Origin of the sequence: Kineococcus rhizosphaerae (genome assembly GCF_003002055.1) — a bacterium.
GTDB classification, from domain to species: domain Bacteria; phylum Actinomycetota; class Actinomycetes; order Actinomycetales; family Kineococcaceae; genus Kineococcus; species Kineococcus rhizosphaerae.
In genome coordinates, this window is the sequence record NZ_PVZF01000005.1 from 84,189 (window position 1) to 108,545 (window position 24,357).

General features: G+C 74.6%; 24 protein-coding genes. 5 read left to right on the top strand and 19 right to left on the bottom strand.

Annotation, left to right across the window (positions count from 1 at the left end):
* Positions 1-4 precede the first annotated feature (4 nt).
* From CLV37_RS11355 to sigE, 3 genes are read right to left on the bottom strand one after another with little or no spacing between them, the layout of a single operon-like run.
* Positions 5-1,330 (bottom strand): S1C family serine protease, encoded by a 1,326-nt coding sequence (locus tag CLV37_RS11355; protein WP_211298574.1) that lies wholly within the window; start codon positions 1,328-1,330, stop codon positions 5-7.
* Complete coding sequence (locus CLV37_RS28080) at positions 1,327-1,932, bottom strand: anti-sigma factor family protein (RefSeq protein WP_211298575.1); 606 nt, start codon at positions 1,930-1,932, stop codon at positions 1,327-1,329. The genes CLV37_RS11355 and CLV37_RS28080 overlap by 4 nt, the downstream gene beginning before the upstream one ends.
* On the bottom strand, positions 1,929-2,570 hold the full coding sequence (sigE, locus tag CLV37_RS11360; RefSeq protein ID WP_245885361.1) for an RNA polymerase sigma factor SigE: 642 nt from the start codon (positions 2,568-2,570) through the stop codon (positions 1,929-1,931). Before sigE ends, CLV37_RS28080 begins: the two co-directional genes overlap by 4 nt.
* 284 nt (positions 2,571-2,854) lie before the next feature.
* Between sigE and CLV37_RS11365 the strand changes: the two genes are divergently transcribed.
* Complete coding sequence (locus CLV37_RS11365; protein WP_106210336.1) at positions 2,855-3,511, top strand: O-methyltransferase; 657 nt, start codon at positions 2,855-2,857, stop codon at positions 3,509-3,511.
* 18 nt (positions 3,512-3,529) lie between these two features.
* Here CLV37_RS11365 and CLV37_RS11370 read toward each other — a convergent pair whose 3' ends face one another.
* From CLV37_RS11370 to dapE, 7 genes are all read right to left on the bottom strand, one after another.
* Complete coding sequence (locus CLV37_RS11370; RefSeq protein WP_106210742.1) at positions 3,530-5,089, bottom strand: leucyl aminopeptidase family protein; 1,560 nt, start codon at positions 5,087-5,089, stop codon at positions 3,530-3,532.
* 130 nt (positions 5,090-5,219) lie between these two features.
* Positions 5,220-5,387 (bottom strand): DUF3117 domain-containing protein, encoded by a 168-nt coding sequence (locus tag CLV37_RS11375; RefSeq protein WP_106210338.1) that lies wholly within the window; start codon positions 5,385-5,387, stop codon positions 5,220-5,222.
* 134 nt (positions 5,388-5,521) lie between these two features.
* Complete coding sequence (locus CLV37_RS11380; protein ID WP_106210340.1) at positions 5,522-6,769, bottom strand: hypothetical protein; 1,248 nt, start codon at positions 6,767-6,769, stop codon at positions 5,522-5,524.
* Complete coding sequence (locus CLV37_RS11385; protein ID WP_106210342.1) at positions 6,766-7,260, bottom strand: hypothetical protein; 495 nt, start codon at positions 7,258-7,260, stop codon at positions 6,766-6,768. Before CLV37_RS11385 ends, CLV37_RS11380 begins: the two co-directional genes overlap by 4 nt.
* 3 nt (positions 7,261-7,263) lie before the next feature.
* A complete protein-coding gene (locus tag CLV37_RS11390; RefSeq protein WP_211298576.1) occupies positions 7,264-7,545 on the bottom strand; it encodes a DivIVA domain-containing protein in 282 nt (93 codons plus the stop codon).
* A complete protein-coding gene (locus tag CLV37_RS11395) occupies positions 7,542-8,198 on the bottom strand; it encodes an LOG family protein (RefSeq protein WP_106210344.1) in 657 nt (218 codons plus the stop codon). The genes CLV37_RS11390 and CLV37_RS11395 overlap by 4 nt, the downstream gene beginning before the upstream one ends.
* Positions 8,195-9,319 carry a succinyl-diaminopimelate desuccinylase gene (gene dapE / locus CLV37_RS11400; RefSeq protein WP_245885362.1) on the bottom strand — a complete coding sequence of 375 codons (1,125 nt, stop codon included), beginning with the start codon at positions 9,317-9,319 and terminating at the stop codon, positions 8,195-8,197. The genes CLV37_RS11395 and dapE overlap by 4 nt, the downstream gene beginning before the upstream one ends.
* 70 nt (positions 9,320-9,389) lie before the next feature.
* On the opposite strand from dapE, the gene dapD reads away from it, so the two are divergent.
* Together dapD and CLV37_RS11410 are read left to right on the top strand one after the other, a co-directional pair.
* The gene (dapD, locus tag CLV37_RS11405) at positions 9,390-10,373 is read left to right on the top strand and encodes a 2,3,4,5-tetrahydropyridine-2,6-dicarboxylate N-succinyltransferase (protein WP_106210346.1); all 984 of its coding nucleotides are present in this window, start codon (positions 9,390-9,392) and stop codon (positions 10,371-10,373) included.
* A gap of 1 nt (position 10,374) precedes the next feature.
* The gene (locus CLV37_RS11410; RefSeq protein WP_106210348.1) at positions 10,375-11,310 is read left to right on the top strand and encodes a hypothetical protein; all 936 of its coding nucleotides are present in this window, start codon (positions 10,375-10,377) and stop codon (positions 11,308-11,310) included.
* Here the strand turns inward: CLV37_RS11410 and CLV37_RS11415 are convergent.
* The 3 genes from CLV37_RS11415 to fdxA all read right to left on the bottom strand — a co-directional run bounded on the left by CLV37_RS11415 (position 11,307) and on the right by fdxA (position 14,168).
* Positions 11,307-12,593: a citrate synthase gene (locus CLV37_RS11415; RefSeq protein WP_106210350.1), complete on the bottom strand. Its 1,287-nt coding sequence runs from the start codon at positions 12,591-12,593 to the stop codon at positions 11,307-11,309. The genes CLV37_RS11410 and CLV37_RS11415 overlap by 4 nt on opposite strands.
* Before the next feature lie 64 nt (positions 12,594-12,657).
* Positions 12,658-13,842 carry a succinyldiaminopimelate transaminase gene (gene dapC / locus CLV37_RS11420; RefSeq protein ID WP_106210352.1) on the bottom strand — a complete coding sequence of 395 codons (1,185 nt, stop codon included), beginning with the start codon at positions 13,840-13,842 and terminating at the stop codon, positions 12,658-12,660.
* A complete protein-coding gene (gene fdxA / locus CLV37_RS11425; protein WP_106210354.1) occupies positions 13,842-14,168 on the bottom strand; it encodes a ferredoxin in 327 nt (108 codons plus the stop codon). Before fdxA ends, dapC begins: the two co-directional genes overlap by 1 nt.
* Positions 14,169-14,298: 130 nt before the next feature.
* Between fdxA and CLV37_RS11430 the strand changes: the two genes are divergently transcribed.
* Positions 14,299-15,288, top strand: a complete 990-nt coding sequence (locus tag CLV37_RS11430; protein ID WP_211298577.1) for a GNAT family N-acetyltransferase — start codon at positions 14,299-14,301, stop codon at positions 15,286-15,288.
* A 90-nt stretch (positions 15,289-15,378) separates the two neighbouring features.
* On the opposite strand, the gene CLV37_RS11435 is transcribed toward CLV37_RS11430, so the two are convergent.
* From CLV37_RS11435 to typA, 3 genes are all read right to left on the bottom strand, one after another.
* Positions 15,379-17,316 (bottom strand): AAA family ATPase, encoded by a 1,938-nt coding sequence (locus CLV37_RS11435; protein ID WP_106210356.1) that lies wholly within the window; start codon positions 17,314-17,316, stop codon positions 15,379-15,381.
* Between the two features lie 165 nt (positions 17,317-17,481).
* On the bottom strand, positions 17,482-18,531 hold the full coding sequence (gene mshB, locus CLV37_RS11440) for an N-acetyl-1-D-myo-inositol-2-amino-2-deoxy-alpha-D-glucopyranoside deacetylase (protein WP_211298578.1): 1,050 nt from the start codon (positions 18,529-18,531) through the stop codon (positions 17,482-17,484).
* 286 nt (positions 18,532-18,817) lie between these two features.
* Positions 18,818-20,710 carry a translational GTPase TypA gene (gene typA / locus CLV37_RS11445; protein ID WP_106210358.1) on the bottom strand — a complete coding sequence of 631 codons (1,893 nt, stop codon included), beginning with the start codon at positions 20,708-20,710 and terminating at the stop codon, positions 18,818-18,820.
* A 239-nt stretch (positions 20,711-20,949) separates the two neighbouring features.
* Here typA and CLV37_RS11450 point away from each other — a divergent pair, with 239 nt between their 5' ends.
* Positions 20,950-22,602, top strand: coding sequence for a BCCT family transporter (locus CLV37_RS11450; RefSeq protein WP_106210360.1), 1,653 nt, complete (start codon positions 20,950-20,952; stop codon positions 22,600-22,602).
* Between the two features lie 65 nt (positions 22,603-22,667).
* Here the strand turns inward: CLV37_RS11450 and CLV37_RS11455 are convergent, their stop codons facing one another.
* Genes CLV37_RS11455 through CLV37_RS11465 form a run of 3 tightly spaced genes read right to left on the bottom strand, consistent with a single transcriptional unit; the run spans position 22,668 to position 24,324 of the window.
* Positions 22,668-23,063 (bottom strand): (deoxy)nucleoside triphosphate pyrophosphohydrolase, encoded by a 396-nt coding sequence (locus CLV37_RS11455; protein ID WP_211298579.1) that lies wholly within the window; start codon positions 23,061-23,063, stop codon positions 22,668-22,670.
* Positions 23,060-23,701 carry a DUF305 domain-containing protein gene (locus tag CLV37_RS11460; RefSeq protein WP_146149370.1) on the bottom strand — a complete coding sequence of 214 codons (642 nt, stop codon included), beginning with the start codon at positions 23,699-23,701 and terminating at the stop codon, positions 23,060-23,062. Before CLV37_RS11460 ends, CLV37_RS11455 begins: the two co-directional genes overlap by 4 nt.
* Positions 23,701-24,324 carry a thioredoxin-like domain-containing protein gene (locus CLV37_RS11465; RefSeq protein ID WP_245885364.1) on the bottom strand — a complete coding sequence of 208 codons (624 nt, stop codon included), beginning with the start codon at positions 24,322-24,324 and terminating at the stop codon, positions 23,701-23,703. Before CLV37_RS11465 ends, CLV37_RS11460 begins: the two co-directional genes overlap by 1 nt.
* Positions 24,325-24,357 lie beyond the last annotated feature (33 nt).

The following is a 24,357-nucleotide window of genomic DNA, read 5'->3' on the forward strand; positions in this document are numbered from 1 at the left end:
GATCCTAACCGTCGGCGTCGAGGGTGACGGGCACGTCCACGGTCTCTCCACCCCGACGGACGGACAACGTCACCACGTCACCGGGTTCGCGAGCGCGGATGTCGACGATCAGCTCGGCCGGTTCGGTCACCGGCCGCCCGTCGATGGACAGCACGACGTCGCCGGGCTGCAGGCCTGCGCGGTCGCCCGGGCCGCCGGAGGCGACGGCTCCCGGCTCGTCGAGGATCCGCACGCCCTGCCCCGTGTAGGTGCTGTCGAGGGAGACGCGGATGACGGGGTGGACCGCCCGGCCCGTCCGGATGAGCTGCTCGGCCGTGCGCCGCGCCTGCTGGGAGGGGATCGAGAACCCCAGACCGATGCTGCCGCTCTGGGCCTGCCCGTCCACGCCGGGCAGCGAGGCGATCGCGGAGTTGATCCCGACGACCTGCCCCGCGGAGTTCAGCAGCGGCCCCCCGGAGTTGCCGGGGTTGATCGCGGCGTCGGTCTGGATGGCCTGGATGTAGGACGCCTCCGAGGCCGACTCCCCCGCGGTGACCGGCCGGTTCAGCGCCGAGACGATGCCCTCGGTCACCGTGCCCTGCAGCCCCAGGGGGGCTCCCACCGCGACGACGGGGTCCCCCACGACCACCGCGTCGGAGTCCCCGAAGGGCAGCGGCGTCAGGCCGGTGCGGTCGACGCGCACGACGGCGAGGTCGTAGGACGTGTCGGCGCCCACGACCGTGCCGGGGATCTGCTCACCGCTCTGCAGGACCACCACGATCCCGTCGCGGTAGGCCCCGGCGACGACGTGGTTGTTGGTCAGGACGAACGTGCCGCCGTCGCCCCCGGCGTCGAGGACGAAGCCCGACCCCGTGCCGCTGCCCTCCTGCCCCTCGACCTGCAGCGCGACCACGCTGGGCAGGGCCGTCGCGGCGATGCCCGCCACCGTGCCCGCGGGGCGCTGGGTCGACCCGGCCGACGGGGAGGGCAGGGTGACCGAGGGGTACGTGCCGCCACCGTCGGACAGCTCGTCCTGCAGCAGACCGCCCGCGAAGCCGCCGACGACCCCGAGGAGCAGGACGAGGGAGCCCGTGCCGATCCAGCGCGCGGGCGAACCCCGGCGCGGCCGGGCGGCGGCGGCGACGGCCGTGGCGGGCTCGCCCGGCGCCGGGGGCGGGAAGGCGTCGTGCCCGCCCGCGGGGTCCGCGGGCTGCCACCAGGAGCTCGCCGGCCCCGGGGTCGGTGTGCTCCACGGGTCCCGGCGAGCGGCCGGGTCGGCCCACCCGCCGGGGGGCTCGGAGCCCTCCTGCGGGGGCCGGGACCACCCGTCGCCCGACGGCGGGGTGCTCACGGGGTCGCGGAGGCGGTCGCACCGACCGGCCCGGCCGGGCTGGGCGTGACCGGCGGCACGGTCCGGCTGACCGGCAGGCCGGTCGTCGGCGTCGAGGACGTCGTCGGGGAGGCCGAGGGGGTGGTGCGCAGCTCGGCGACGGGGGCGTTGCCCACGGTCGGCACCCCGCCGAGCACGAGGACGCCGACGATCCCGGCCCCCAGCAGCGTGAAGGTCCCGGCCAGGGCGGCGGCCACGGGGCGGCGGCGCACCCGGCGCACGGCACGGCCGGCCGGACCGCGCCCGGACCGGGCGCGGACGGGGTCGGTCCGCGAGGGGGGCGCCACCCCCACGACGGGCCGGGCCGGGTTCGCCATGGGCGCGTCGCGCGGGCGCAACGGACCGCTGGGGCCGCCGATCTCCAGCAACCTCAGCACGAGGTCCTCGGACAGCTCGGGCGTGGTCATCGCCTGCAGCCGGGCGCGCACGAGCCGCTCGGACTCGACGGCGTCGGCGCACTCGGGGCAGGTCCTCAGGTGCTCGGCCGCGCGGGCCTCGACGTCCGCGGCGAGGCGGCCGTCGACGAGCGTGCTGACGCGCGGTCCGAGGTGCGGACCGCTCACCGGTTCTCCTCGCCGTAGGCGAGCTGGACCGGCGCGGCGGGGCGCGGGGCCCGGTGGGCCAGGGCGGCGCGCAGCTGCGCGCGGCCGCGGTGGATGCGCGAGCGGACCGTCCCGAGCTTGACGCCCAGCGTCGCCGCGATCTCCTCGTAGGACAGGCCCTCGATGTCGCACAGGACCACGACGGCGCGGAAGTCCGGCGGCAGGGCGTCCAGCGCGCGCTGGACGTCGTCGTCGAGGTTGCGGTGCTCGTAGGCCCGCTCGGGGCCGACGTCGGTGCTGGCCAGCTTCTCGTTCGCGTCCTCGGCGAGGGCGTCGAAGCGGATGCGCTGCTTGCGGCGCACCTGGTCCAGGAAGAGGTTCGTGGTGATGCGGTGCAGCCAGCCCTCGAACGTCCCCGGCTGGTAGTTCGACAGCGAGCGGAACACGCGGACGAAGACCTCCTGGGTGAGGTCCTCGGCGTCGTGGCGGTTGCCCGTCAGGCGGTACGCGAGCCGGTAGACCCGTGCCGAGTGGTCCCGGACGACCTCCTCCCACGTGGGCGGCACCCACGTCGAGGCCGCGACCGCCGGCGACAGGGTCGCGGGGTCCACGGCGGGAAGGCCAGAACGCCCGGCGGTCTCGCCGGTGTCGTCGTTCACGGTGTTCCTCCTGGAACGGGCGGGGAAGGGGGCCGCGCACGGCACCGCCACTGCTCCCATGGTCTCCCACTCCCATCGTCTCGGCCAGCCTGCGCCGCCAGAACCAGCCGGTCGGCGTCGAAGGGTCCAACGGAGGTCTGACCTGCGCGGTTCCCGGGCGTGACGCGGTGGGCGCGGTCCACGGGTCGTGCACGGTCCGCGCACCGCTGCTCGACATCGTCTGCACGGCGTGCGACGGATCGAGCACGGCGGGTGAGATCACGCGCGTGCACTAGATTGCGCACGTGCCGACGTCTTCGTCTCGCCCGACCAGCAAGCAGCCCGCCAGCTGGGCCTACGCCGAGCAGTTCGTCCCCGAGGACGACGTGCTGCAGCGGGCGAGGGAGCGTGCCGCCGACCTCGACCTCGAGCCCGTCTCCCCCGGCGTCGCCGCCACCCTCACCGTGCTGACCGCCGCGGGCGGGGCCCGCACCGTCGTCGAGGTCGGCACGGGCACCGGGGTCTCCCTGCTCAGCCTCCTGCGCGGCATGGGCGAGGACGGCGTGGTCACCACCATCGACTCGGACGGCGAGGCCCAGCGCGCGGCCCGTGAGGCCGTCGCCGACGACGGCATCCGCACCAACCGCGCCCGGTTCATCAACGGCCGCGCCCTCGAGGTGCTGCCCCGCCTCACCGACGGCGCCTACGACCTGGTGCTCCTCGACGGCGACGAGCGGGAGTACTCCGCCTACCTCGAGCAGGCGCACCGCCTGCTGCGCGTCGGCGGGGTGCTCGTCGTCGACGACGCGCTGTTCAAGGGCCGGGTCGTCGACCCCGCGGTGCGGGACACCTCCACCGTCGCGCTGCGGGAGGTGGCCCGGGTCGTGCTGGAGGACGGCAACTGGTTCCCCACGCTGCTGCCCTCCGGTGACGGCCTGCTCGTCGCCGTCAAGCACTCCTAGGCCCGGGGCCCGCCGGTCTCAGCGAGCGGCGACCGAGGTCTCCAGCCACTCCAGCAGCAACCGCGCCCCGAACCCGGTGGGACCGCGGGTGACCTCGTGCTCGGGACCGTCGGCGCGCCCGGTGCCGGCGATGTCCAGGTGGGCCCAGCGCCGGGCGCCGGCGAAGGGACGCAGGAACAGGGCCGCGACGATCGAGCCGGCGCCGTGGCCGGGGGTCGTCGTGACCTGGCGGGCGTCGGCGAGGTCGGAGTCGATGGCCGCCGCGTAGTCCTCCACCAGCGGCATGTGCCACAGGCGTTCGCCCGTCGCGGCCGAGGCTGCGAGGAGCTCGTCGACCAGGGCCGGGTCGGGCGAGTACAGCGGGGCGTGGCGCTTGCCGAGCCCCAGCGCGGCCGCACCGGTGAGGGTCGCGACGTCGACGAGGACGTCGGGGGCCAGCACGGCGTCGGCGTAGGCGAGGGCGTCGCCGAGCACCAGCCGCCCCTCGGCGTCGGTGTTGTTCACCTCGGTCGTGCGCCCGCCGTAGTGGGTCACGACGTCACCGGGCCGGTAGGAGGAGGCGCCGAAGGCGTTCTCGGCCAGCGCGAGCAGCCCCGTGACCTTCACCGGCAGCTTGAGCCGCGCCGCGGCGGCCACCACGGCCAGCACCGCGGCCGACCCGGCCATGTCGGTCTTCATCGCGACCATCGACTCGCGGGGCTTGATGCCCAGGCCGCCGGTGTCGTACGTGATGCCCTTGCCGACCAGGACGACGTGCGGCGCCCCGGGCGTCGCGCGGGGGGTCCAGCCCACCTGGACCAGCGCCGGCGGCGAGGACGAGCCCGCGCCGACGGCCAGCAGCCCGCCGAAGCCCTCCCGGCGCAGCCGGGCCTCGTCGCGGACCTCGACCTTCAGCCGCAGCTCGGCGGCGAGCGCGCGGACCTCCTCGGTCATCCACCGAGGGTCCTTGAGGTTCGACGGCGTCGCCGCGAGGTCGCGGGTCAGGACGGTCGCCCCGGCGCTCACCTCGGCGTGGCGCACGTCGGCGACGTCGACGTCGCCGAACAGGACCAGCCGCCGCGCGCCGCCGTCGGCCTCGTCCTTGGCGGCGGCCTTGCGCCCGCTGACGGGCGGGGAGTACGAGGCCAGCACGAAGCCCTCGACGAAGGCGCGCGTGCCCGCCGACCCGACGCCGTCGGCCAGCGTCGTCGCCACGTCGCGGGACCCCGTGGCGCGGGCCAGCGCGGCCCCGCTGCGCCGCAGGGCCGTCACGGAGGAGTCCCCCACCCCGACGACGACGAGCCGGTGCGGGCTGCCCTCGGGGGCGGGCACGGGCAAGCGGGTGGTGGTCGCCACCGCGCCGGTGACGTCCTCGGCGGCGCAGACCGCGGCGAGGTCGATGCCGTACCGGACGGCGGCGTCGGCGGCGCCGGGACGGGGCTGCAGCGGCGCGTCGGCGCCCTCGCCGGCCGCCACGGGCACGGCCAGCACGTCGAGCCCGGCGAGGTCGGCGCCGACGACGCCGCCGCGGCGGACCTCCACGACCGGCGGCGTCCAGCGGCGCAGGTCGGGCGCGGCGGCGACCGCGGGGACGGACACGCGCTCAGGCACGCGCTCGGACTGGCGCTCGGACTGGACGGAGGTGCTCACAGGGGTCCCGACTCTCGCTCCGGTGGTGCAGACGGCTCGGGGCGGGCACCGTCACCGGTGCCCGCCCCACGCTGGTACCTCAGCCGACGACCGAGGTGATGGCCTCTCCGAGCGCCTTGGCCTCGTCGGGAGTCATCTCCACCACGAGCCGGCCCCCGCCTTCCAGCGGCATCCGAAGGACGATGCCGCGCCCTTCCTTGGTGACCTCCAGCGGACCGTCCCCGGTCCTCGGCTTCATGGCCGCCATCGGCGTGCTCCCTCTCGTCGTCTCTCGTGCGCGCCGGACCCGGAGGGCCGACGTGTTGGGGTACATCATCCCCCACGGCGGACCCCGATCGGGTCCAGGGGCACGCCGACGATCACGGGCGGGTCACGCCCGGATCACGGCGGCCAGTCCGCCGGGGGTGAGAAGCGCCACAGCCAGGCGATCCACACCACCTGCAGCGCAAGCGAACACACCACCCAGCCCGTCAGCGGCAGCCGGCGCCCGGGCCGGGTCGCGACGAGTGCGCCCAGCGGGAAGAGGAAGATCAGGTACCGGAAGAGGCTGGTGAACGGGTCCAGGACGAGCAGCAGGTACCCCACGTAGGCCAGGCACCAGGTCCGCAGCTCGGGCCCCAGGACGCGGGCGCGGCGCGAGAGCACCCAGGCCACGTAGGCGACGACGGCCGCGATCAGCAGCAGCGGCCCGGCGGGCCCCAGGACGTACTGCGAGACGCCCCACCAGGGCTCCAGGGGCACGACCTCACCGCCGGCGCGCCAGGCCCCCATCGTCGCGGTGTACGCGTCGCGCTGCCCGGTCAGCCGCCAGGCCAGGAACGGCCACAGCAGGCCCGCGGCCCCCGAGGCGGCCAGCAGCCCCAGGCAGCGCAGCGCCTCCCGCCCACCCAGGTGCGCCCCGGCCCGGTGCCCCGCCCACGCGCGCAGGCCCAGGTGCACGACCACGACGACCGACAGGGGCACCGCCACCGGGCGCGTCAGGCCCAGCAGCACCGCGACCGCGGCGGCGGGGGCGTACCGGCCGTGGACCAGGCACAGCAGGAAGAGCACGAGCAGCGCCAGGGCGGGGCCCTCGGTGTAGGGCACCTGGAAGACCAGCGCGGGCGGCGAGACGCAGAACAGGACCGTCGCGGCCCACGCCCCGCGGCGGGCGAGCGTCGCGCTCGTGCGCCGGGCCAGCACCCGGCGCAGCAGCGCGTGCACCCCGCAGGCGGCGCCGGCCCCGGTCAGCAGGGAGACGGTCGCGCCGGCCGCCTCGAAGGACAGGCCCGTCGTCATCAGCGCCCGGGCCAGCAGCGGGGCCAGCGGGTAGAACGCCAGCGCCGACTGCTGCGGGTCGCCCGCGGCGCCCAGCGGCACCGAGCGCGGGTAGCCGTCCTCGGCGATCCGGCGGTACCAGGTCGCGTCCCACAGCCCGAGCATGCCGCCGTACCCGGGGTGCTCGGACGTCCAGTCGCTGGCGACCTGGAAGCGGGCGACCTCGGCGAGCACGACGGCGGTGAACAGCCGGGCGAGGGCGTAGACGGCCAGGACGCGCGCGGGGGCGGGCAGCCGCAGCCAGTGCAGCAGCAGCCGCGAGAGGGCGCGGGAGCGCCAGGACGGTCCCGTCCGGGCCTCCAGCGCCGTCACGACGGCGAGCGCAGGTCGTCGCCCGCCCGCCGCAGGACGGCTTCGAACGCGAGGCGGCCCGCCAGGGCCGGCAGCGGCCCGCCCCAGCCGGCCAGCCGGGCCAGCAGGGGCCGGCGGACCACGATGCGCTCGGTCCACTCCACGCCCACCCGCCCGGGCCCGAGCGAGCGCACGACGAGGTCGACGGTGCCGCCGAGGACGTCCCCGGTCTTGACGATGCCCACCCGTCCGTCGACGCCCCGGGCGACGTCCGGCGCGACCCGGGAGACGACCTCCATGGCGTCGACGAGCGTGAACGGGCCGAGCCTGGAGGTGGCGACGAAGCGCTCCCCCACGGCCCCCACGGGCGTGCCCTCGGCCCGGGCGACGACGGTGGCGGGCACCCAGGCGGTCTGCCGGGGCCAGTCGGTCAGGACGTCGAAGACGTGCCGCACGCGACCGGGGACGACCGCGGTGGCGGTGAAGTCGACGCTCCTGCTGCCGGTGCTCACGTCTCAGTCCTCCACGCTGCGCCAGGCGGCCAGCTCGTCGTCGCGTTCGCGGATCTCCTCGCGCAGCCGGTCGAGCACCGCGTCCACCTCGTCCATCCGGTAGCCGCGGACCCCGAGGGAGAACCGGACGGCGTCGACGTCGGAGGCCGTGACGGGCCCCTCCGGCAGTCCCCGGTAGGGGCGCGTGGAGGTGGCCGGGCCCATCCCCCCGCTGATGCGGCCGGTGACCACGGCCACCACCGCGCCGATCGCGAGCAGCACCAGGACCAGCAGCACGAGCGTCACGGCGCGCTCCCCCCCGCCCCCTGCGCGGGGGCCCCCGAACCGCCGGGGCCGTCGGTGGGGAACTCGGCGAAGGAGCCCACGATCTCCGAGCTCGGCAGCGTCACGCGCTCGCGGGGTGCGGCCTCCAGGAAGTCCAGGGCGTCGGCGGGGTCGTCGGTCCAGTGGATGACGTCGAAGACCAGCGGCCGGGCGAACCCGCGCGCGACGAGGCCCTCCAGCCAGGTCCGCAGACCCGCGTAGTGCCCGTCGCAGTCGAGGACGGCCAGGGGTTTGGTGTGCATGCCGATGGTCCGGGCGACCCAGATCTCGAACAGCTCCTCCAGGGTGCCCAGGCCCCCGGGCAGCACGACGAAGGCGTCCGCGCGGGCGTCCATCTCCGCCTTGCGCCGGCGCATGTCGTCGGTGACGACCAGTTCCCCGAGCCCGTCCGGCGGCAGCTCGAGGTCCAGCAGCGCCTGCGGCATGACACCGGTCGTGCGGGCCCCGGCGGCGCGGGCCGCGGCCTCGGCGGCGCCCATCACGGACGTCCCGCCCCCGCCGTAGACGAGGTCGTGGCCGCGTTCGCCGATGAGCCGCCCGACCCGGGCGGCGAGCTCGACGTGCGCGGGGGCGATGCCGCCCGAGGCGCTGCCGTACAGGCAGATCGTGCTCACGCGCCCGCTCCCAGCAGCCACCCGGACAGGACCTCGAGGCACTGCTCGACCTCGGCCGTGCGGCAGCGTTCGTCGTCGGCGTGGGCGGTGGCGTTGTCGCCGGGGCCGTAGTTGACGGCGGGCACGCCCAGGGCGGAGAACCGCGCGACGTCCGTCCAGCCGTACTTCGGCAGCGGCGCGGTCCCCGTGCGGGCCACGAAGTCCGCGGCGGCCGGCAGGTGCAGGCCCGGGCGGGCGCCGTCGGCGGCGTCGACGACCCGCACGTCGAAGCCCGCGAAGACCTCCCGCACGTACGCCTCGGCCCCGGCGGCGTCCACGGCGGGGGCGAAGCGGTAGTTGACGGTCACGACGCAGCGGTCCGGGATGACGTTGGTGGCGATCCCGCCGGAGATCAGGACGGCGTTGAGGGCCTCGCGGTAGACGAGCCCCTCGACGTCGACCTCGCGCGGGACGTGCCCGGCGAGGCGGGCCAGCACGGGCGCGGCGTCGTGGATGGCGTTGTGCCCGCGCCAGGGCCGGGCCGAGTGCGCGGCCGTGCCCGTCGTGGTGACCTCGGCGCGCAGGGTGCCGTTGCAGCCGCCCTCGACGATCCCCGAGGACGGTTCGAGCAGGACCGCGAAGTCGGCCGCGAGCAGGTCGGGACGGTGCCGGGCCAGGCGGCCCAGGCCGTTCCTGGCCGCCTCGACCTCCTCGTGGTCGTAGAAGACGAACGTGACGTCGCGCCGGTTCGCCGCCCCCGCGGCGGCCACGCGCCGGGCCAGGGCCAGCTGCACCGCGACGCCGCCCTTCATGTCGCACGTGCCGCGCCCCACGAGGACGTCGCCGTCGACGGGGTGCTGCTCGCGCCGGACCGGCAGGTTGGGCGGGTCGGTCAGCGGGACGGTGTCGAGGTGGCCGGCCAGCAGCACCCGCTCGCCGCGGCCCAGGACGGTCCGCGCGACGACGGCGTCCCCGTCCCGGGTCACCTCGAGGCCGGGCAGGGCGCGCACCGCGGACTCCACGGCGTCGGCCAGCGCCCGCTCGTCGCCGCTGACCGAGGGGATGTCGCACACCCGCCGGGTCAGCTCGACGACGTCGATCGCGGGGTCGGCCAGGTCCAGGACGGGTGCGGGGACGCTCACGCGACTCACCCTAGCCACGCGCCCGGACGGACCGTGGGCCCGTCGCGCCCGCGCTTGTAGGGTCGGGCGGGTGAGCGCGCAGAGCACCGACCCCCGCAGCCCCCACGAGACCCGCCGGGCCTGGGGCCACGGCCTGGCGACGTACGCCGCCGACGGCACGGTGCTCGACGTCTGGTTCCCCTTCCCCGCCCTGGGCGACCCGGCCTCGACGAGCTCGTACGGCGTGCCGGCCGAGCTGGCCTCCCTGGAGGACGACGACATCCACCGCCGCACGAAGCAGCGCGTGCTGACCGTCGAGATCGACCTCGACGAGGCCCCGCGGGACACCGCGGACGCCTACCTGCGCCTGCACCTGCTCTCCCACCGGCTCGTCGCCCCGCACGGCGCGAACCTCGAGGGCATCTTCGGGGTCCTGGCGAACGTGGTGTGGACCAACCACGGCCCGTGCGCGGTGGCCGACTTCGAACGGACCCGGCTGGCGCTGAAGGCCAACGTCGGGCCCGTGACGGTCTTCGGCATCGACAAGTTCCCCCGCATGACGGACTACGTGACGCCCACGGGCGTGCGCATCGCCGACGCCGACCGCGTCCGCCTCGGGGCGCACCTGGCGGCCGGGACGACCGTCATGCACGAGGGGTTCGTCAACTACAACGCCGGCACGGTCGGCGTCTCGATGGTCGAGGGCCGCATCTCGGCGGGCGTCGTCGTGGGCGACGGGTCCGACGTGGGCGGTGGCGCCTCGATCATGGGGACGCTGTCCGGCGGCGGCAAGGAGGTCGTCCGCATCGGCGAGCGCACGCTGCTGGGGGCGAACTCGGGCACGGGCATCAGCCTGGGCGACGACTGCGTCGTGGAGGCCGGGACGTACATCACGGCCGGCACCAAGGTCTCGCTGCTCGGCGAGGACGGCACGGTCCAGCAGACGGTCTCGGCCCGCACGCTGTCGGGCGCGGACGGGCTGCTGTTCCGCCGCAACTCGATGACCGGGCAGGTCGAGGCGCTGCCGCGCAGGGGCGTCAAGGTCGAGCTCAACGCGGCGCTGCACGCGAACTGAGGTGGCGACCCGCAGACCCCCCCGACCACGCAGACCCTCCCCCGGCACCCGGCGCACCCGCCGCCTGCGCCTGGTCACGACGCTCGCCGCCGCGGCGGTCGTCGTGGCGGGCGGCGTCGTGTGGGTCACCCGCAGCCCGGACGCCCCCGCGGTGCGCGAACGCTGCTCCGCCACCGTCGGTCCGGACTCGACGTCGATGTCGCCCGAGCAGGCGGCCAACGCCGCCACCGTGGTCGGGTTGTCGGTGCGCCGCGGGCTGCCCGCCCGGGCCGCGACGATCGCGATCGCGACCGTCGTGCAGGAGTCGGGGATCCGCAACCTCGACCACGGCGACCGGGACTCCCTGGGGCTGTTCCAGCAGCGGCCCTCGCAGGGCTGGGGCACGCCCGAGCAGGTCCAGGACCCCGTCTTCGCCACGAACGCCTTCTACGACGCCCTGGTGAAGGTGGACGGCTACCGCGACCTGCCGGTGACCGACGCCGCGCAGCGGGTGCAGCGCAGCGGGTTCCCGCTGGCCTACGGCGACCACGAGGCCGAGGCGCGCCTGGTCGCCTCGGCGTTGACCGGGAACACGCCGGGGGGCTTCACCTGCCACCTGCGGCCGGTGACCACCCCGCAGGAGGCCGGCGACGACGAGCGGCTGACCCCGACGGCCCAGCGCGTCGCCGACGCCGCGACGACCGAGGTGACGACCGCGACGCCGCGGGTCGTGGCCGGCACGAGCGGACGCGCCCTGGCCTTCACCCTCGACGGGGACGACGCCGAGCGGCTCGCGTGGGCCGTCGGCGGCTGGGCCGTGGCCGGCGCCGAGCGCTACCAGATCACCGAGGTGAGCGTGCAGGGCTCGCGCTGGACGCGGTCGAGCTCGGGCCGGGGGTGGGTGGGCACCGCCACCGGGTTGCCCCGGGGCGGCGTCCAGATCCGGCTCGGCGGTTAGCGGCCCTCGATGCCGACGTAGTCGCGCGCGCCCTCGCCGACGTACACCTGGCGGGGGCGGCCGATCTTCGTGGCCGGGTCGTTGATCATCTCGCGCCACTGCGCGATCCAGCCGGGCAGGCGGCCCAGGGCGAACAGCACGGTGAACATCTTCGTGGGGAAGCCCATGGCCTTGTAGATGATGCCCGTGTAGAAGTCCACGTTCGGGTACAGCTTGCGCTCGATGAAGTAGTCGTCGTGCAGCGCGATCTCCTCGAGCCGCATGGCGATGTCGAGCATCTCGTCGCGCTTGCCGAGCTTGGACAGCACCTCGTCGGCGGTCTTCTTCACGATGGCCGCGCGCGGGTCGTAGTTCTTGTACACCCGGTGGCCGAAGCCCATCAGGCGCACGCCCTTCTCCTTGTTCTTGACCCGGGCCATGAACGTGTCGACGTCGTCGCCGGAGTTCTTGATGGACTCCAGCATGTCCAGCACGGCCGAGTTCGCCCCGCCGTGCAGCGGGCCGGACAGGGCGTGGATGCCGGCCGAGACCGAGGCGAACAGGTTGGCCTGGCCCGAACCCACGAGCCGCACCGTGGAGGTCGAGCAGTTCTGCTCGTGGTCGGCGTGCAGGATCAGCAGCTGGTCCAGCGCCTTGACGAGCACCGGGTCCAGCTCGTAGTCCTCGGCCGGGTTGCCGAACGCCAGGCGCGTGAAGTTCTCCACCAGGCCCAGCCGGTTGTCCGGGTACAGCAGCGGCTGGCCCAGGGACTTGCGGTGCGCGTAGGCGGCGATCGTGGGCAGCTTGGCCAGCAGCCGGACGGTGGACAGCTCCACCTGCTCGGCGTCGAACGGGTTCAGGGAGTTCGGGTAGAACGTCGACAGCGCGCTGACGGCGCTGGACAGCACGGGCATCGGGTGCGCGTCGCGCGGGAACCCGTCGAAGAACCGCTTGAGGTCCTCGTGCAGCAGGGTGTGCCGCTGGATGCGGGCGGTGAAGTCGGCGAGCTCGCTCTCCGACGGCAGGTGACCGTGGATGAGCAGGAAGCTCGTCTCCACGAACGTCGAGTGCTCGGCGAGCTGCTCGATCGGGTACCCGCGGTAGCGCAGGATCCCCGCGTCGCCGTCGATGTAGGTGATCGCCGACGTGCAGGACGCCGTGTTGGTGAACCCCGAGTCCAGGGTCACCAGCCCGGTCTCCTTCAGGAGGCTGCCGATGCCGAAGCCGGCGGCGCCCTCGGTGGCAGGGGTCACGGGCAGATCGAGCTCGCCACCTGCGTGCTTCAGCGTCACGGAGTCAGCCATGCCGCGACCGTACCCGTCCCCGACGACGGTCCGCGACGCAGGTCCGCCACCCCTGCGCGCGCGCTCAGCCGAGGCCCGCGAGCCGTTCCGGCACGCGCGAGACCCGCTCGTCGGTGGCCGTCAGGGCGATGCGCACGTGCCGGGCCCCCGGCGGGCCGTAGAAGTCCCCCGGCGCGGCGAGGATCCCGCGCTCGGCCAGCAGGTCGACCGTGGTGCGCGAACCCTCCTCGCGGGTGCTCCACAGGTACAGCCCCGCCGCGGAGGCGTCGATGCGGAAACCCGCGCCCTGCAACGCTTCCCGCAGCACCTCGCGGCGGCCGCGGTACAGCTCGCGCTGGTGCGCGACGTGCTCGTCGTCGCCGAGGGCGGCCTGCAGGGCGACCTGGACGGGCCACGGCACGATCATCCCGGCGTGCTTGCGCAGCTCGAGGAGCTCGCGCACGAGGGCGACGTCGCCGGCCAGGAACGCCGCGCGGTACCCGGCGAGGTTCGACTGCTTCGACGTGGAGTACGCCACGAGCAGACCGGTGTGATCGTCACCACACACCCGCGGGTCGAGCACGGAGGCGACCAGCCCCCCGGCGGTGGTGTCGTGCTCGGGGCTCCAGCCGAGCTCGGCGTAGCACTCGTCGGAGGCCACGACGACGCCGTGCGCGCGGGCCCAGGCGACCAGGGCGGTCAGCTCGGCCACCGAGCGGACCGCGCCCGTCGGGTTCGACGGGGAGTTCAGCCACAGCAGCCGGATCCGGGCGCCGCCGTCCCAGGCGGCCTCGAGCTCGTCGACGGTGTCGGCGCCCAGCGGGGTGGCGCGCGCCAGCCGCGCCCCGACGTCGTACGTCGGGTACGCCACCGCGGGGTGGGCGACGACGTCGCCCTCCCCCAGGCCGAGCAGGAACGGCAGCCAGGCCACGAGCTCCTTGGACCCGACCGTCGGCAGCACGCCGTCGGGGTCGAGCGCCGGGACGCCGCGGCGGCGGGCGAACCAGGCGGCCACGGCCTCGCGCAGCGGCGCGGTGCCGTACGTCTGGGGGTACCCCGGCGCGTTCGCCGCCGAGCGCAGGGCGTCGACGACGACCTGCGGGGTGGGGTCGACGGGCGTGCCGACCGACAGGTCCACGATCCCGTCCGGGTGGGCCTGCGCCCGCGCCTTGGCGGCCGCGAGGGAGTCCCACGGGAAGTCCGGCAGCGACGCGCCGACCCTCCGCCGTTCCCCGGGCGGCGCCGGGACGAGGTGGGCCGGCGCGCTCATCAGTGCCCCTCGCCCTGCGGCGGGAGCGCGGAGACCACCGCGGCGTCGGCGTCGATCTGCCCCATCTTGGCCGCGCCCCCCGGGGAGCCGATCGTGTCGAAGAACACGACGTTGGCCGCGGTGAAGGCGGACCACTGCTCGGGGACGTCGTCCTCGTAGTAGATGGCCTCCACCGGGCACACGGGTTCGCAGGCCCCGCAGTCGACGCACTCGTCGGGCTGGATGTACAGCGATCGCTTGCCCTCGTAGATGCAGTCGACAGGGCACTCCTCGATGCAGGCCTTGTCCTTGACGTCGACGCAGGGCTGCGCGATGACGTAGGTCACTGGATGTCCTCCTCCTCCGGCGGACGGGCGGCCGGACGCGCTACGTAGTATCCCCGACGGGCACCGCCGGTGCTCGCCGCCCACCGCACCGGCCCCGCAGCAGCACCGCGCCACCCCCGGAGGACCACCCGTGCCAGGACCGAGCCCCACGCACCTCGTGCGCGAGCTGACCGTCGGCGCGCGGGTCGTGGTCCGGCACCGGCTGCCCGACGGCTCGGCCACCGACGCCCTGGGCGACCTGGTCTGCGCGGACGACACCACGCTCACCGTCGCGACCCGCCGCGGTGAGGTCGTCGTGGCCCGGGCCGACGTGCTGGCGGCCAAGGCGGTGCCCCCGCCGCCGGCGCGCCGGGCCGCCCCGCACGCCGCGATCGGCGTCGAGGACCTGGAACGGGTGATGGCCGAGCACTGGCGCCCGCTGGAGCGCCTCGACCTGGGCGGCTGGCGGCTGCGCGCGAGCGAGGGGTTCACGGGCCGGGCCAACTCCGCGCTCGCCGTGGGTGACCCGGGCGTGCCCCTGGTGCGGGCGGTCGCGGTCGTCGAGGAGTTCTACGCCGCCCGGGGTCTGCGTCCCCAGGTCGCCGTCGCGCACGAGGTCGACGGGCCCAGCGGGGTCGCCGACGTCCTCGACGCGCGGGGCTGGACGGTGCTCACCCCGACGCTGGTGATGACCGCCGCCACCGACGACCTGCCCGGCGCCCGCGACGCCTCCCTGCCCGACGGGCTGCACGTCGAGACGGGCCCGGCCCCCGACGACGCCTGGCTCGCGCAGTACCACTACCAGGGCTCCCCGACCGTGCCCGCCGCGGGCCGCCGGATCCTCGTCTCGGCCGACGAGCAGGTGTTCGTGCGGGTCGTGGACGGGGCGCGGACGGTCGCGATCGCCCGCGGCTCCCTGTCCCCCGGCTGGGCCGGGGTGACCGCCGTGGAGACCTCGCCGTCGCACCGCCGCCGCGGGCTGGGCCGCCGGCTGCTCGCCGAGGTCGCCGACTGGGCCCGCGAGCGCGGCGCCGCCTCGACGTACCTGCAGGTGCAGGCCGACAACGAGGCGGCCCGGGCCCTCTACGCGGGGCAGGGCTTCGGCGTCCACCACGCCTACCACTACCGCGTGGCCCCCTGACCGTCCCACCACGCGCGAGGCACACCTCGCACCCCGCGGACCCCCCTCCGCGGGGCGCGAGGTGTGCCTCGCGCCGGGGACGAGCGTGTCTCAGGACTCCCGGCGGGCGGGGGCCGGGTCGCGCAGGTCGACGACGCGCGGGGTCTCGTGCTCCCGACGGGCCGCCTCGAGCACGTCGGTGATCTCGTGCCCGATGAGCTCGTGGCGCTCCAGCAGCGCGTCGCGCAGGGCGGCCACGAGGTGCCGATTGCGCTCCAGGAGCTCGCGGACGGACTCCTTCTGCTCGCTCAGCAGCTTCTCCACGAGGCGACGTCCCTCGGCGTCGCCCAGGACGCGGGAGACGAGGTTGCCGTCGGCGAAGGCGCCCTGCTGGACGGCCGCGAAGGACACGAGCGTGCCGGCCATGCCGGCGGAGCCGACCATCTGCGCGGCGACCGACGTCGCGGACTGCAGGTCGCCGGCGGGGCCGGTGGACACGTCGCCGAAGAACAGCTCCTCGGCCACCTGCCCGCCGAAGGCGATCCTGATCATCCCGGCGAGCTCGGTGCGCGAACGGGTGTAGACGTCCTCGGCGTCACCGTGGGCGAGCAGGCCCAGGGCGTTGGCGCGCTTGACGATGGTGAGGACCTCCAGCCGGCGCTGCGGGGCCACGAGCCAGGCCACCGCCGCGTGCCCGGCCTCGTGGGTGGCGATGAGCCGGGCCTCGTGGTCGGTGTAGCCGACGGGCTGGCCCAGGCCGACCTCGGTGACCAGGCGGGCGTGCTCGACGTCGGCCCAGCTCATGCCGTCGCCGTCGCGGCGCACCGCGTTGACGAGAGCCTCGTCGAGCAGGTTCTCGATCATGACGGGCGAGTAGCCGTTGGTGATCCCGGCCAGGGCGTCGCGGCGCTCGGGGTCGTCCAGGGCGCTCTCGTGGGCCTTGCGGGCCAGGAAGTGGTCGACGAGCTGACGCCGGCCGGCCTTGTCGGGCAGGCCGAAGCTCATCCGACGGTCGAAGCGGCCCGGGCGCAGCAGGGCCGGGTCGAGGGAGTCGGCGCGGTTGGTGGCGGCGATGAGCAGGACCTCCACGGGTTCGCTCACGGGGCGCTTGAGCCGCCGCTGCTCGGGCAGGAACCGGTTCGCGGTGTCGACGAACCAGCCGTGGACCCGCTCGGCGCCGGTGGGCTCGTCGAAGGACTGCATCTGGACGAGCAGCTCGTTGACGACGCCGCTGGCGCCCTCGCTGGAGGCGAGGCGCTCGACCTGCAGCGCCGCCGCGTTCGTCGCGGGCCCAGCCGTCGGCAGCGTCATCGGCAGGTTCGTCAGCCCCCCGCAGCCGACGACCGCGTTCGTGGCGGACGGGCTCATCGCGCTCATCCCACCGCGCGCCCCGGCGATGGCGTCGATCTCCTCGATGAACCCGATGGCCCCGCCCTCGCGGCGGGCGGCCTTGCGCAGCGCCTTGAAGTAGGAACGCAGCTTGCGGGCGGTGGCGCCGTACCACATGGACTGGAAGCTGGTCGCGGAGACGAAGAGGAACGGGACCCCGGCCTCGCGGGCCATGGCCTTGGCCATGTGCGTCTTGCCCGTGCCCGGCGAGCCCTCGAACAGCAGGCCGCGGCGGGGCCGGCCGCCCATGCGGGTGCGGAAGGTGCGCGCGGCGAGGAACAGGTCGAGGCTGCGCTCGACGTCCTCCTTGACCGGGTCCAGGCCCACGACGTCGTCGAGGGAGACGTCGATCTGCTCGGGCCGGTAGACGACGTGCGGCGAGCGGCCCGAGACCAGCGTCTGCCCGAGCAGCAGCGCGATCATCAGGGCGAAGAAGACGCCGACCATGACGTAGATCGGGTCGACCGCGGGCAGGACGGGGACGAGGGACCCGCCGGTGGCCAGCCGCACGTCGACGAGGAGCACGGCGGCCAGGACGACGAGCAGCAGCGTCCGGGTGCGGCGGCGGCGGTTGCGTTCGCGGGCCCGCCCGACGTCGGCGCTGTCGCGGCCGGTGCGGGCGGTCGGCGGGGCGGCGGCCACGCGCTGGTCGTGAGCCACGGGCGGCTCCTCTCGGATCCCGCCCGGCGGGTTCCGGGCGTGGGTCCACCCAACCCCGCGTGCTCACGCACGGCCACCCACGGTGACGCGTTCGGACGATCGCGTTCACCCGGCCGGAGCAACGGAGAGTGGTCGGGTGAACACGTCCGTGCCCGCTGCTCCGTCTCACCCGGCGGGGGCCACCCCGGCGAACAGGTCGGTCTCGTGCCCGTCGGCGTCGAAGGGGCCGGAGGCGACCCCGTGCACGAGCCGGAACCGCTCGACGGGCCAGATCGGCTGCGGCACGCCGTTGGACAGCCGCATGACGGGGACCTCGGCGTCGAGGTCCAGGCTGATCTGGGTCGCGTGGGCCCGCAGGGCGGCGATCTTCGCCGGCAGCTGCCCGGTCCCGTCGACGACCGTCGTCACCTGCTCGTCAGGCACGACGACGCTCGGCAGCGGACCGTCGGGGTCCGCGGCACCGGCGGCCCCCGAGTCCGCGACCTGGCGCAGGGCCTGCCGGGTCGCAGTCTCGGGCTGGACGATCTCGTAGACCTTGGCGACCTGCCACGGCACCGTGCCGTCGTGCTGGTCCCCGGCGGCCAGGACGAGCCCGCGCAGCGTCGCCTCGTGGGCGCGGACGTGGTCGGGGTGCCCGTACCCGCCACCGGGTTCGTAGGTGACGACGACCTGGGGCCGGACCTCGCGCACGACGGCGGCGACCTGCGCGGCGACCTCCTCGGGGTCGGCGGCGGCGAGGGCCCGCGGGTCCACGTCGTCGCCGACGGCGGCGCGCCCGGGTTCGAGCCAGACCATGCCGGAGTCGCGGTACCCGCTGCCGTCGGGGCGGTCGAGGAACCGGTGGTCGGTGACTCCCAGGGCCTCCATGGCGGTGGCCAGCTCCTGCACCCGGTGCGCGCCCAGGGCGTCGGGGTCCAGGTGCGCGAGGTCGGCCGGGATGACCTCCCCCAGCTCCCCGCGCGTGAGCGTGAGCAGCACGACGGTCGCCCCGGCCTCGGCGTACCGCGCCATGGTCGCCCCGGTCCCGATCGTCTCGTCGTCGGGGTGGGCGTGGACGAAGAGCACCCGCCGCGGCTGGTCGAGCGCGTCCATCGCCGCCAGCTCCTCGGGCGCCAGCTCCCCCGCCACGTCCTCCACGACGTCGGCGGCGATCTCCAGCGGGTCCCCGCCCAGCACGGGCGTGTCGTCGGGCGGTTCCGGAGGCGTCGTCGTCATGCCCCCATCCAATCCCCCGCACCCCCCGCACGCAGAAGCACCCCCATCCGCCACGCGCAGCGTGGCGGACAGGGGTGCCTGATCACGACCGGGAGGTCTTCGACCACCTGAGGCGAGGCCAGAGGGCGACGCGACGGTGGAGTCGTCGGACGTCCGGAGAGAGCGCCCTGCGTGCGAAGGCGAGGTCAGCGACCGCTCGGCGCGAACGGAGAGTCCGACGACTCCACCGTCGCGCTGCCCGGCGACCGACCCAGCCCCGACGACGCGGAGCCCCGAAGGCGCAGCCTCAGCCCTTCTTGGCCTTCGACGCCGTCTTGCCCCGCTGGTTCGCGTCCAGCACGACCTTGCGGATGCGCACCGCCTCGGGCGTCACCTCGACGCACTCGTCCTCGCGGCAGAACTCCAGGCACTGCTCCAGGGACAGGTGGCGCGGCGGGATGAGGCGCTCGAACTCGTCCGAGGTGGACGAGCGCATGTTGGTGAGCTTCTTCTCCTTGGTGATGTTGACGTCCATGTCGTCGGCGCGGGAGTTCTCCCCGACGATCATGCCCTCGTACACCTCGGCGGTCGGCTCGATGAACATCTGGCCGCGTTCCTGCAGGTTCGTCATGGCGAACGCGGTGGCCGCCCCGGCGCGGTCGGCCACGAGGGAGCCGGACTGGCGGGTGCGGATCTCGCCGGCCCAGTGGTCGTACTGCGCGAAGAGCGCGTGGGCGATGCCGGTGCCGCGGGTGTCGGTGAGGAACTCGGTCCGGAACCCGATGAGCCCGCGGGAGGGGACGTAGAACTCCATGCGCACCCAGCCGGTGCCGTGGTTGGTCATGGTCTCCATGCGGCCCTTGCGGGCGGCCATCAGCTGGGTGATGGCACCGAGGAACTCCTCGGGGGAGTCGATGGTGAGGTTCTCGTACGGCTCGAGGGTCTTGCCGTTCTCGTCCTTGCGCAGCACGACCTGCGGCTTGCCGACGGTCAGCTCGTAGCCCTCGCGGCGCATCTGCTCGACGAGGATGGCCAAGGCCAGCTCACCGCGCCCCTGGACCTCCCACGCGTCGGGGCGGTCGGTCGGCACGATGCGCAGCGAGACGTTGCCGACGAGCTCGGACTCCAGGCGGTCCTTGACCAGGCGCGCGGTGACCTTCGAGCCCTTGACCCGCCCGGCCATGGGCGAGGTGTTCGTCCCGATGACCATGGAGATGGCGGGCTCGTCGACCGTGATGAGGGGCAGCGGGCGCGGGTCCTCGGGGTCGGCCAGGGTCTCGCCGATGGTGATGTTCTCGATGCCGGCGACGGCGACGATGTCCCCGGGGCCGGCCTTCTCACCGGGCACGCGGGTGACGGCCTCGGTGACGAGCAGCTCGGTGATCTTGACGCGCTCGATGGTGCCGTCGTGCTTGCACCACGCCACCTGCTGGCCCTTGACGAGCTCGCCGGAGAAGATGCGCAGCAGCGCGAGGCGGCCCAGGAACGGCGAGGCGTCGAGGTTGGTGACGTGCGCCTGCAGCGGGGTCTCGGGGTCGTACGTCGGCGCGGGGATGGTGTCGAGGATCGTCTGGAACAGCGGGACGAGGTCCTCGGAGTCCGGCAGGCCGCCGTCGGCGGGCTGGGTCAGCGACGCGCGCCCGTTCTTGGCCGAGGCGTACACGACGGGGACCTCGAGCAGCTTGTCGGCGTCGATGCCCTCCACGTCGGCGGCGAGGTCGAGCAGCAGGTCGTAGGTCTCCTCCACGACGGCGGCGATGCGCGCGTCGGGGCGGTCGACCTTGTTGACGAGGATGACGACGGGCATGCCGGCGGCCAGGGCCTTGCGCAGCACGAAGCGCGTCTGCGGCAGCGGGCCCTCGGAGGCGTCGACGAGCAGGACGACGCCGTCGACCATGGACAGGCCGCGCTCGACCTCGCCACCGAAGTCGGCGTGGCCGGGGGTGTCGATGATGTTGATGGTCATGCCGCCCTCGGGAGCACCGGGGCCGGAGTACCGGACCGAGGTGTTCTTCGCGAGGATGGTGATGCCCTTCTCGCGTTCGAGGTCGCCGGAGTCCATGACGCGCTCGTTGACGTCGGCGTTGGCGCGGAAGGCGCCGGACTGCCAGAGCATCGCGTCGACGAGCGTCGTCTTGCCGTGGTCGACGTGGGCGACGATCGCGACGTTGCGCAGGTCTTCGCGGGTGCTCAAGGGCATGGGGTTTCTCGATCCGCTCTTCGAAGTCTCGACGTGTCCGGACCCCCGCGCGCGCACGAGCGAGCAGGCCGGTCGGGAGGGTTGACACCCCAGTCTATCCGCGCCTGGGCCACCCCTGGCGGCCCAGCGCCGCGTGAGGGCACAAGCACCCGCCTGACCTGCGGCGATGCCCTCGAGATGGCTCGTCGTGACCACCGCTGGTTGGCCCGGACTAGTCATTCCGTGCCACCCTCGGCGCCATGTCCGCACCGCCTGAGCACCGATCCGACACGTCTGCGACCCCTTCCTCACCCCCCTCCCCCGCCCGTCCCCCGGTCGACCGCCGGACGTTCGCGGTCGCCGCGGGCGTGGTCATCCTCTTCCTCCTCGTGGGGGCCGTGTGGCCCACCCAGCTGAAGGCCGGCGCGGACGCCGTCCTCGAGGTGGTCGTGCAGGACTTCGGCTGGGCCTTCGTGCTCGGCGCGACCGGTTTCGTCGTCCTGGCCCTCGTCCTGGCCTTCAGCCGCTACGGCCGCATCCGCCTGGGCCGCGACGAGGACCGGCCCGAGCACTCGCGGGCGTCCTGGGTCGCGATGATGTTCTCCGCCGGGATGGGCATCGGCCTGATGTTCTACGGGGTCACCGAACCCGTCACGCACCTCATGACGGTCCCGCAGGGCGACGCCGAGCCCGGGTCGCAGGCGGCGGCGCGCGAGGCGATGGACTACTCGCTGTTCCACTGGGGCCTGCACCCGTGGGCGATCTACGCCGTCGTCGGCCTGGCGCTGGCGTACTCCAGCTACCGCAAGGAGCGCGCGGGCGGCTTCTCGGCCGCGTTCGCCCCGCTGCTGCGCGGTCGCCGCGGCCGGGGCGCCGCCCGGGTCATCGACGTCTTCGCGATCTTCGCGACGCTCTTCGGGTCGGCCGTGAGCCTGGGCTTGGGCGCGGCGCAGATGAACGGGGGCTTGACCGAGGTCTTCGGCGTGCCCAACTCGACGACCGTGAAGGTCGCGATCATCGCCGTCCTGACCGTCTGCTTCGTCGTCTCGGCGATCAGCGGGATCGAGCGCGGCATCAAGTGGCTGTCGAACACCAACATGGTGCTGGCCCTGGCGCTGCTGTTCTTCCTGTTCGTCGTGGGACCGACGGTCTTCGTGCTGGACCTGGTGCCCGCCTCGCTGGGCAACTACCTCACCGCCCTGCCGCACATGGCCACGCGCACGGGCGCCTTCGGCGGCACCGACTGGCTGAGCGCCTGGACGCTCTTCTACTGGGCGTGGTGGGTCTCGTGGACGCCGTTCGTGGGCGCCTTCCTGGCCAAGATCTCCAAGGGCCGGACCATCCGCGAGTTCGTCATCGGCGTGATGCTCGTCCCCACGGCCGTCAGCCTGGTGTGGTTCTCCGTCCTGGGCGGGGCCGCGATCGACCTGCAGCGCAGGTTCGTGGAGGGCACCGGCGGCGCCGACATCGCGGGCATCGCGGACCAGGAGTCGCAGATGTTCACGTTCCTCGACCAGTTCCCGTGGGCGGGGTTCACGTCCGTCCTGGTCGTCGTGCTCGTCGCGATCTTCTTCGTCTCCGGGGCCGACGCGTCGAGCATCGTCATGGGCTCGCTGAGCTCCTACGGCGTCGACGAGCCGCAGAAGTGGCTGACCGCGGTGTGGGGGGCCCTGATGGGGCTGGTCGCCATCGTGCTGTTCTTCGCCGGTGGCCTGGAGGCGTTGCAGGACATCACCATCATCGCCGCGGCACCGTTCCTCGTCCTCATGGTCGTGATGGCCGTCGCGCTGGTGAAGGACCTGGTGCGCGACCCGGCGGTGACCACCCAGAAGCGGCGCAGCGGCGACCGCCGGGACCCGCGGGTCACGGCCATCGACCACGATTGGGCGAGCCCCGTCCGTTCCGAGGACTGACCCCCGGGGTGGTGGCTCGTGGTCCGGCGCTGCGCGCCGGACCACGACGCCCACCCACCGGCCCGCTACGCCCGCTCGAGGGCGGCGATGAGGGCGACGTCGCCGGGCAGCCAGTCGACGCTGCCCCACTGCCCGCGCGGCAGCCACCGCAGCTCGTCGTGGTCCTCCAGCGGGGCCGGCTCGCCGTCCACGACGGCCCACCAGACGCGCATCCGCAGCGCGGGCGTCAGCGGCCACGCCCCGTCGGGGTGCACGACCTCGGCGCCGAGCCGGGCCGTGACGCCGAGCTCCTCGCGCAGCTCCCGGTGCAGGGCCTCGACGGGGGTCTCGCCCGCCTCGACCTTGCCGCCGGGCAGCTCCCACTTGCCCGCCAGGGCCGGCGGGGCGCTGCGGCGGGCGGCCAGCAACCGCGTCGGCGCGTCGAGCGCGTCGACGATGGCGGCCCCCACGACGAGCCTCACGAGGCCGCCAGGGGCTGCGCGCCGCGGGCGGTGAGGTAGTCGGTGAGGAGCTGGGACTCGGCCCGCTGGCTGTTCACGATGGCCGTGGCGAGGGCGCGGACCTCGCTGGTCGTGGCGTGCTCGGCGCCGAACTGCGCCATCTCGATCCCTCCGGCGTGGTGGCGCAGCATGAGCTGCAGGAAGTCGACCTCGAAGGTCTGCCCGGTCTCGCCGTTCAGCCGGGCGATCTCGGCGGGGGTCGCCATGCCGGGCATGACGCGGCCCTGGGCCTGCTCGACCTCGTGGCGGGCGTGCAGGTCGGTCCCGGCCATCCAGGCCATCACGGGGGTCCCGGCCGAGGACACGGGCTGCCCCCAGGACTGCAGGAGCTGCTGCATGCGGCCCAGCTGGTTGCCCTGGGTGGAGGCGATGTCGACGGCGAGCTGACGGACCTCGGCGCTGGGGGCGGTCTGGATCGCCGTGTAGGCCATGGACACCGCCTGGGCGTGGTGGGTCGCCATGTCGCGGGAGAACCCGACGTCGACGGAGTTGGCGCCCGGGGCGGTGGGCAGGGCGCGGCCGGCGAGGACGCCGAGCACGAGCGCGAGCAGCAACCCCACCACGGCGAGCAGCACCTGCCGGGCCGTGAGCGCGCGCATCAGCCGGTCGGCGTCCCGGTGCCGTTGGAGCACAGTGCGCCGGGCTCGGGCGTCTGGGCACCCTGCACGTACTTTTCGAGGAAGGCGTCGACGCGCGGGTCGTCGGCCTTCTCGATCTTCAGCTGGTGGTTCCAGGCCGACAGGACGATGGGCGAGGGCAGACCCTCGTAGGGCGACAGGACGGTGTACGTCTCCCCCGCGACGTCCTCCTTCAGCCGGTCCACCTCGGAGGCCGCGAGGTCGGGCCGGTAGGTGATCCAGACGGCGCCGTGCTCCATGCTGTGGACGGCGTTCTCGTTCGGGACGGGCGCGTCGTAGACGCCGCAGTTCAGCCAGACGGGGTTGTGCGGCCCCCCGACCGGCGGGTTCTCCTCGTACGTCTGCGGTTCGGTGCTGTGCTGGCTGCCGACGTAGTCGTACGTCTGGACGGCCGCCAGGGACGGCGGCGCGGGCCGGTTGAGGAAGACGGCCGCGACGGTGCCGGCGACGGCGAGCACGACGACGGTCGGGATCGCGACGAGCAGCGCGACCCGGCGGCGCCCGCGGGCCTTCTCGGCCTGCTGCATGGCGAGGACGCGCGCGGCCCGGTCCTGCCGCGCGGCGCTCGGGTCCTTCTCGGCCACGTTCTCTCCCGTCGTGGTGGCGCCGCCACGGCG